Raw genomic sequence first — 6,169 nt, 5'->3', positions numbered from 1 at the left:
CACTGCGCCTGACTAGACGCCGATCCGAATCCCACCACCCCACGGGGCACTATCCGCCGACGGGCCAGAGCTAACCAAAGTCGCGGAGGGCGGGCGGAAGGTGTCTTCAGCCGGTATCCGCGGGCTGACCGGGACTGTAAGGCCCGGCGCTGGCCGGTAGCTCGGATACCCGTCTGGTTCGTTTCCGTTGATACTTGCACTCGGTGCGCTTTGAGAAAGCTGGGTGCGATTTTACGATCTCCGCTGCGGCGGTGCGGTCGGCAGCGATGGCTAGGTCCGGCGGTGGCCGGTGCGCGCTCGGATAGACACGCCGTAGCGCCGCGGATATCGCACGCCTCGTTGCCGCGGATATCGCACGCCTCGTTGCCGCGAGTATGGTCGCTTCCGTGCCGACCCTGGTGTTTCTCCCCGGCCTCCACGGCGACGCCCAGACGTGGGCCCCGTTGATCGGCGCCCTTCCTGGCGAATTGAGCGCCACGGCGCTCGACTTGCCGGCGGTGGCAGACCTCGATGCGCTCGTCGACGAGGTGGCCGAGCAGATCGCGCCCGGCAGCGTGGTGGTGGGGCATTCGCTCGGGGGAGTGGTCGCCATGCACCTCGCCGAGCGGCACCCCCAGCTGCTGGCAGGGCTCGTCCTGGTGACCGCGCCGGTGGGCGCCGAAGACCCGCAATCCGCGAAGGCGCGGGCAGCACGGGCAGCCGGCCTGAGCCAGGAGGAGTACGAGGAGATCGCCCTCGACGGCATGGAGGCCGTCTACTACGGCGACCGCGGTCACGACCCGCGGGTCCGCGCCGAGCGACTGCGCGCCGCGCGGGTGTACGGGCCCGAGCGGTTCGCCGCCCACTCCATCGCGATCGGCGCACGGCCCGACCGCTGGGATTTCCCCGCGAAGTCGCCGTGCCCATTGCTGATCGTGGGCGCCTCACACGACCAGGTGGTGCTAACGGAAGAACAACGCCGGTGGGCGGAGGCGAACTCGGCGCCGCAGGTGACCTACGTCGAGATCCCCGAGACCGGACACATGCTGCCCGTGGAGGCTCCGGACCAGCTGGCCAGCGCAATCAGCGACTGGCTCCGCTCACTCGAGGGCTGACCCCGCCGGTTCCGCGCATCCCGGAGGCCGCGGGTCGGGTGGGGGAGGAGGACCTCGTCGTCGTCGACCCCATCCCAGCCCCACCCACGAAGAGCGGGGCCGGCCAGTCCTCAGCGGCCGCCCGTCACGTGTCGTCCGTACACCCCGCGTACCGCACCGTCCACGTGGAACCGATCGGCATCATCACCGTGACCCGCTCACCACTCTCCGTGGGGCCCGTCGCCGACACCTGACCATCCCGGCGGCGCACACGCTTGATCGCCCTGACCCACGTCTGCAACTCCTCGGAGTACACCTCCGAGAAATCGCCCAGGCCCAGGTTCTCCACCGTCCACGTCGACACCGTCATCCGTTCCCTCCCAGAAAGCTCGCCGCACGGACACCCCGGCGATCGATCGGAGGGTAGCGGGAATCGTGCCGGCGGAGGGGGAGTACTCACGGACCGCCGAGGCGCCAGTAGCCCGTGAACTGGATTCGGTCGGGGTTTTGGCCGCGGTCGAGGAGATGGCGGCGCACGGCTGAGACCATCCCGGACTCGCCGGCCACCCACGCGAACCCGGTGGGCAGACCGGCCGCGGACAGCGCGCCGATGAGCTCGCCGGACGAGCCGGGCGCCGCCGCCACCACCCGGACCCGGACGCGGTCGGCGTCGGCGGGGGCGACAGTGGGCAGCAGGGTGCGGGGGAGCGCGGCGGGGTCGGGCACCGCGGCCAGCACGTCGAGGTCCAGCGTCGGCGGCCGCTCCTCGAGCAACCGGGCCAGCGCGGGGAGGGCCGTGGCGTCCCCCACGGCGAGCATGCGGTCCACCGCGGGGAGGGCGCGGCTCACGCGCGGGCCGACGATCGTCAGCTCGTCGCCCGGCCGGACCGCCTCGAGCCAGCGCGCGCCCGCGCCCTCCGCGTGGCGGATCAGAATGACGCACATCGCGCCGTCCCGCAGCGTGCGCACGGTGTACTCCCGCACCAGCGCGACGCCGCCCGGCGGGTGACCCAGCCCGCCGCCCGGCGCGGGAACGGGGAGGGTGACCTCACCCGTCGCGGGATCGGGCAGGCAGAACACCACGACGTCGTCGAAGGACGGGCTGCGCACGGCGGGCACGAGAGCGGGTTCGCCGGCCGCGGCGGCGGTGGTGTCCGCGGAGCCGGCGATGGTGAACTGCCCGAGCTCGTCGCCCCCGAGCGTGACGCGCACCAGCTCGGGCGCGAGCGGCTCGACGGAGCGCACCCGGACCCGGCGCAGCACGGTCGGCTGCCAGCTCTCCGCCCGGTGGGGGTTGCGCGGGCGCCGGGCCTCGCGGGCGGACGGACGCCGGTCGCGGTTCTCGGACACGTCGGTCCGGTCAGCCACGCTGGCCCGGTCAGCCACGCCGGCCCGGTCAGACACGCCGGCCCTCCCGCCACAGCAGGCCCAGGAAGAACAGGCCGCCGAGCACCACCGTCACCACGCCCACCGGGATCGGCAGCGTGAACGCGTGCTGCGCCACCAGGTCGGAGGCCAGGAGCAGCGCTCCGCCCAGCAGAGCGGCCGGCAGGACCCGGTCGCTGCGGGTGAGCAGCCGCGACAGGTGCGGAGCCACCAGCGCCACGAACGAGATCGGCCCAGCCGTCGCCACCGCCGCACCGGCCAGGACCGTGGCCGCCGCCAACAGGACCAACCGCGTTCGGCGCAGGTGCACGCCCAGGGCCACCGCGACCTCGTCGCCGAGCGCGAGCGCGCGCAGGGACCGGGACCGGCTCGCGACGACCACCGACGCCACGACCAGCACCCACGCCAGCGGCTCGAGCTCGGCCCAGCCCCGCCCCTGCAGGGAGCCCGTGAGCCAGATCTGGGCGGTGACCGCGCTGGCCACGAACCCCCGGGAGAGCAGGTGCGCCACGTACGCCATCGCCAGCGCGCCCAGCGCCACGCCGAGCAGCACCAGGCGGGCGCCGCTGAGCCCGCGCCACCACGTCAGCGCCAGGATGAACCCGGCGGTGAGCGCCGCGCCGACCAGCGCGCCCGCGGCGACCTGCGCGATCCCGCCGCCCAGCACGAGGATCACCGTCGCCCCGCCCGCCGACGCGCCCTGGGTGATGCCGATGATGTCCGGACTGGCCAGCGGGTTGCGGGTGAGCGCGCAGAACAGCGCGCCCGAGGTCGCCAACGCCGCGCCGACGGCCACCGCGACCAGCGCCCGGGGGAGGCGACGTTCGTGGATGAAGAAGTCGGTGGTGCGGTCCGGTGCGCCACCGAGCAGGGTCGCGACCGCGTCGGGGACCGTGATGACGAACTCGCCGACCACGAGCGAGGCGGCCACCAGAACCACGACGACGACGGCGAGGGCCGCGGTCACCCAGGCGGTGCGCCGGTGCAGACGCAGCGCGACGGCGCCTGCGGTGAGGAGCCGCTCGTCGCGGGGCAGAGCTGTGCCTGCGGGCTGGGCTCGTCCAGTGGCCGAGGGCACCACCCTGTCCATCGTCCGGTTCCGCCCGGACAACTTCCGCCTCTACGGCCCCGAGACGTTCTCCGGCTCGATCCTGTCCCAGATGGGCTTCGACCTGGGCCAGCGCGAGTGGAACGAGTACTCCATGGCCGAGCTCTCGCCGGAGCTGTACGAGCAGATCACCGGTGAGGTCGTATTCTTCACCAACCCCGGCGGCGACCCCACGGCCACCACCATGGCGACCGTGACCGGACTGTGGGGCGACCTGCCCGCCGTGAAGGCGGGGCAGACCTACGAGGTCGAGGACGAGACCTGGATGGTCGGCATCGGTGTCCTGGGTGCCGGCGAGATCCTCGACGACGTCCGGGAGATCCTGGGCTGATGCCGCGCACCTCCCCCGGGGCGCGTGACGCCCCCCTCGACGGCGCCTCCGCGCGCGCGGCTGCACCCGCGCCGGCTCCGGTGCTCGCGGTCGAGGGGGCGCGGCTCGCCTACGAGCGTCGTGTCGTGGCCACCGGCCTCGACCTGGAGCTTCCCGGGGACGCGTTCACGGTGATCGTGGGCCCCAACGCCTGCGGAAAGTCCACGCTGCTCAAGGCGTTGGCCCGCGTCATCGCGCCGGGGGAGGGACGCGTCCTGCTCGACGGCCACGACCTGCACCGGCTCAAGACCAGGGAGGTCGCTCGCCGGATCGGGCTCCTGCCGCAGGGTGCCGTCACCCCGGAGGGGATCCGGGTCGACGACCTGGTGGCCCGGGGCCGGCACCCGCACCACAGCCCGCTTCGCCAGTGGAGTCGCGCCGACGACACCGCGGTGTCCGCCGCCATGGCCTCCACCGGGGTGAGCGAACTGGCGACGCGGTTCGTCGATGAACTCTCCGGCGGCCAGCGTCAACGCGTGTGGATCGCCATGCTGCTCGCCCAGGAGACGCCCGTTCTCCTGTTGGACGAACCCACCACCTACCTGGACATCGCGCACCAGTACGACGTGTTGGACCTGCTCCGCGACCAGCACGAGGCCGGGCGCGCGGTGGTCGCCGTGCTCCACGACCTCAACCAGGCCGCCCGCTACGCCACGCACCTGGTCGTGATGAAGGACGGTCGGGTGGTGGCGACCGGCGCCCCGGCCGACGTGCTCACCGCTGAACTGGTCGAGCAGGTCTTCGGACTCCCGTGTCTGATCGCGGCAGACCCGGTGGCGGGCACGCCCACCGTGGTCCCGCTCGACCGCAGGACTGTGGGAGACCGCGCGACGCGGTGACGATCGAAGCGGTGGGGTCGGCCCCCGCCGCGAGATGACGACGACGTCGCCACTCTCACCCGCCCACGAAGAACGGGCCGGACCCCCGTGCGGAGTCCGGCCCGTTCCCCGGTCCGGGCGATGCCGGTCGCGGCGCTCGATCAGGCGCGTGCGTCCCGCGCGGCGCCCTTCTCGGAGGCGTCGCCGGCGGTGGGCAGCTGGCCGGCGGCGTTCTCCAGGTGGGCGCGGACGAACCACTGGAACTTCTCCAGTTCGGCGGTCTGGCCGATGAGCAGGTCCTCGGTGACGGGGTCCACCTCTCCGGCCACCGCGGTGGCCTTGCGGTGGTCGCCGATCATCCCGTCGTACACCTTGTCCAGGGCGCCCAGATGGGCCTGGGCGGTGTCGCGGCCCAGCGAGTAGTCGTCCCACGAGCGGTGGTCGGCGCTGGCACCCATCGTGCCCACCGGGGATCCGCCCAGGGTCGCGATGCGCTCGGCCAGCACGTCCGCGAACCCGCGTACCAGCTCCACCTGCGGGTCCAGCATCTCGTGGACGGAGATGAAGTTGGGGCCCACCACGTTCCAGTGCACGTGCTTGAGCGTGAGGTGCAGGTCGTTGCACGCCGTGAGTCGCTTCTGCAGGGTGTCGGCGAGCGTGGCCGAGTCGGCGGTGGACAGTCCGGGAACGGTGAATTCAGGCATGGAGCCGACGTTAACGCGGACCGGGGCCGGTCGCGACCGGAGCGAACCGGTCACCGCGCCGGGCGCGACCGGAGCGGGCCGGTCACCGCGCCGGCCCGAGTCCGTTCTCCATGCCCCACGCCACCGCCTGCGCCCGCGAGGTCACGCCCATCTTCCGGTAGGCCGAGCGCACATACGTCTTGACCGTGTTGGGGGAGAGATAGCACCGCTCGGCGATCTCCTCGTTGGACAGCCCCTGCACGATCAGCCCGACCACCTCGGACTCCCGCGGCGACAGGCCCGCCTGCTTGGCCGGCCACCGGTCCGCGCGCAGCACCGGCAGACCCGCGCCCCGCAGGATCACCCGGTCCCCGGCCGCGATCTGCTCGAGGCCGCCCACCAGCTCGGCCGCCGTGAGCGACTTGGACAGGAACCCGTGGGCGCCGGCCTCGAGGCTGTCGCTCACCGCGCCCGGGTGGGAGGTGAACGAGTAGACGGCCACCGAGGAGACGGTCGGCTCCCGCAGCAGCGACTCCAGTGCCGTGCGCCGACCCAGCTGCGCGGCGAACGAGTCGTACAACGCCACGTCCACCGGCGCCGAACCGCTGGAGACCGTGTCCGTGGCCACCACCTCGACCCGGTCGGAGTAGGGGGCCAGGAAGGCGTTGACCCCGGCCACCACGACGGGATGGTCGTTGACCACCGTGACCCTGATCGGCATGGGCGGATCG

At 73.0% G+C, this 6,169-nt stretch carries 7 protein-coding genes and 1 pseudogene; 3 read left to right on the top strand and 5 right to left on the bottom strand.

Annotation, left to right across the window (positions count from 1 at the left end; genetic code table 11):
- The first annotated feature begins 386 nt into the window (after positions 1–386).
- Entirely contained in the window at positions 387–1,094 is a 708-nt protein-coding gene (locus tag NR111_RS07310; RefSeq protein ID WP_256820427.1) for an alpha/beta fold hydrolase, read from the top strand.
- A gap of 124 nt (positions 1,095–1,218) precedes the next feature.
- On the opposite strand, the gene NR111_RS07305 is transcribed toward NR111_RS07310, so the two are convergent.
- The 3 genes from NR111_RS07305 to NR111_RS07295 form a co-directional block, all read right to left on the bottom strand.
- Entirely contained in the window at positions 1,219–1,443 is a 225-nt protein-coding gene (locus NR111_RS07305; RefSeq protein ID WP_256820426.1) for a hypothetical protein, read from the bottom strand.
- 86 nt (positions 1,444–1,529) lie between these two features.
- Positions 1,530–2,477: a siderophore-interacting protein gene (locus NR111_RS07300; protein WP_256820425.1), complete on the bottom strand. Its 948-nt coding sequence runs from the start codon at positions 2,475–2,477 to the stop codon at positions 1,530–1,532.
- On the bottom strand, positions 2,470–3,537 hold the full coding sequence (locus NR111_RS07295) for an iron chelate uptake ABC transporter family permease subunit (RefSeq protein WP_256820424.1): 1,068 nt from the start codon (positions 3,535–3,537) through the stop codon (positions 2,470–2,472). The genes NR111_RS07300 and NR111_RS07295 overlap by 8 nt, the downstream gene beginning before the upstream one ends.
- Here NR111_RS07295 and NR111_RS07290 point away from each other — a divergent pair.
- Positions 3,527–3,898: pseudogene (locus tag NR111_RS07290) on the top strand (iron-siderophore ABC transporter substrate-binding protein); the annotation flags it as partial. The gene NR111_RS07295 and the pseudogene NR111_RS07290 overlap by 11 nt on opposite strands.
- On the top strand, positions 3,898–4,776 hold the full coding sequence (locus tag NR111_RS07285) for an ABC transporter ATP-binding protein (protein ID WP_256820422.1): 879 nt from the start codon (positions 3,898–3,900) through the stop codon (positions 4,774–4,776). The pseudogene NR111_RS07290 and the gene NR111_RS07285, both read left to right, overlap by 1 nt.
- A gap of 140 nt (positions 4,777–4,916) precedes the next feature.
- Here NR111_RS07285 and NR111_RS07280 read toward each other — a convergent pair whose 3' ends face one another.
- A complete protein-coding gene (locus tag NR111_RS07280; protein WP_256820421.1) occupies positions 4,917–5,459 on the bottom strand; it encodes a Dps family protein in 543 nt (180 codons plus the stop codon).
- Positions 5,460–5,541: 82 nt separating this feature from the next.
- Positions 5,542–6,159, bottom strand: a complete 618-nt coding sequence (locus tag NR111_RS07275; RefSeq protein WP_256820420.1) for a response regulator transcription factor — start codon at positions 6,157–6,159, stop codon at positions 5,542–5,544.
- Between the last annotated feature and the right edge of the window lie 10 nt (positions 6,160–6,169).

The organism is Dietzia sp. Die43 (assembly GCF_024519835.1).
Taxonomy (GTDB): Bacteria; Actinomycetota; Actinomycetes; order Mycobacteriales; family Mycobacteriaceae; genus Dietzia; species Dietzia kunjamensis.
This window is presented reverse-complemented; position numbering and strand designations above follow the sequence as displayed.

Bases quoted from the DNA above. Each gene is read 5' to 3' on its own strand.
- NR111_RS07280 (WP_256820421.1), bottom strand. From the start codon at position 5,459: ATGCCTGAATTCACCGTTCCCGGACTGTCCACCGCCGACTCGGCCACG.
- NR111_RS07285 (WP_256820422.1), top strand. From the start codon at position 3,898: ATGCCGCGCACCTCCCCCGGGGCGCGTGACGCCCCCCTCGACGGCGCC.
- NR111_RS07275 (WP_256820420.1), bottom strand. From the start codon at position 6,159: ATGCCGATCAGGGTCACGGTGGTCAACGACCATCCCGTCGTGGTGGCC.
- NR111_RS07305 (WP_256820426.1), bottom strand. From the start codon at position 1,443: ATGACGGTGTCGACGTGGACGGTGGAGAACCTGGGCCTGGGCGATTTC.